Annotated in this window: 1 protein-coding gene; it reads right to left on the bottom strand. The window is 69.3% G+C overall.

Annotation, left to right across the window (positions count from 1 at the left end; all coding sequences use genetic code 11):
• On the bottom strand, positions 1-1,302 hold a 1,302-nt coding region (locus FKP22_RS30705; protein WP_141291970.1), incomplete at both ends, for a S8 family serine peptidase.

Below are 1,302 nucleotides of genomic sequence, written 5' to 3'. Positions count from 1 at the left end.
CTGCGTGAAGAGTGCGCTGCCGCTGGCGATCTGATTGCCGCCGACGAAGACGATGCGGCTCCACGGCACACTGATGCCGTTGATGGTCGAGACCGGCGCCGGCAGGCTCTTGCCGGCGGCCAGCAGCGGAGACCCGGCGGACAGCGTGCCGGCGTCGATGGCTGTGGCGATGTCGGTGCGCAGGGCACCCGCCAAGGCCACCGCACCGGCCACGTTCAGCAGGCCGGCACCCTGCTGCAGCAGGTTGGCGCCGGCCATCGGCTGTGCCGCGTATTGCAGCATCGCCTTGATCAGCGGCGGCGTCAGGCCCGGGTTGGCCTGCAGCATCAGTGCCACGGTGCCGGCGACGACCGGAGCGGCCACCGAGGTGCCGCTCAGTTGCATCAATTGCTTCAGCTTGGGCTGGCCGCTGCCGCCGTAGGGTGCCGAAATGTCGGGATAAGTGCGCGGCAGGTAGGCGAAGGCACTGGCCGAGCCCTGCTTGTCCGAGGCCAGCACGCCGACGATGCGGTTGCCGGGTGCGACGAGGTCGGGCTTGAGCAGGTTGTCGGCCTGGCGCACGCCGTTGGCGTCGATCCGGCCGCCGCGCGTCGGCCCGCGCGAGCTGAAGAAGTTGACGCTGTCGTCGCTGCGTGCGGCGCTGTCCTTGAGGTTCGCCGATCCGACGGTGATCACCGAAGGGTCGTTGCCTGGTGCGCTGATCGTGCCGTAGGCCTCGGCGCCGTTGGCATCCTTGCCGAAGTTGCCGGCAGCGACGACCACCGTGATGCCGGCAGCCGTTACGCTGCGCACGGCGCGGCACAGCGGGTCGGTCAGGTAGGACTCGGTCGAGTCGGCGGCCATGCTGACATTGAGCACGCGGATGTTGTATTCGCGGGCGTGGTAGATCACCCAGTCGATGCCGGCGAGCACGTCGCTCAGCTCGCCGTTGCCGGCGTCGTCCAGCACCTTGACGTCGTAGAGCTTGGCGCCGGGGGCGATGCCGGTCGAATCGACGGGCTGGTAATTGCCGCGGCCGGCAGCGATCGCCGCGACATGGCTGCCATGGCCGTAGGGATCGGCACGGTCGGTGCGATCGGCAGCGATCAGCTTCTCGAAGGCCGATGCGGCCCGGCCGCTGCTGCTGCCGCTGTTGAGCGAGGCCGAGACGTCGACGCCGGGCTGCCACAGCTTGCCGGTCATGTCGCCGGCCTTCTGGAAGTCGACCGCGCGGGCGATGCGGCTGGACTTGCCCGCCGCGTCGAGGAAGTTGCTGTGGTGCCAGGCGATGCCCGAATCGAGCACTGCAATGCCGATGCCGCT

The sequence above is a fragment of the Ideonella azotifigens genome (assembly GCF_006519715.1).
Taxonomy (GTDB): Bacteria; Pseudomonadota; Gammaproteobacteria; order Burkholderiales; family Burkholderiaceae_C; genus Ideonella; species Ideonella azotifigens.
Note: the sequence above shows the minus strand (reverse complement) of the source record. Positions and strands in the feature narration are given on the sequence as shown.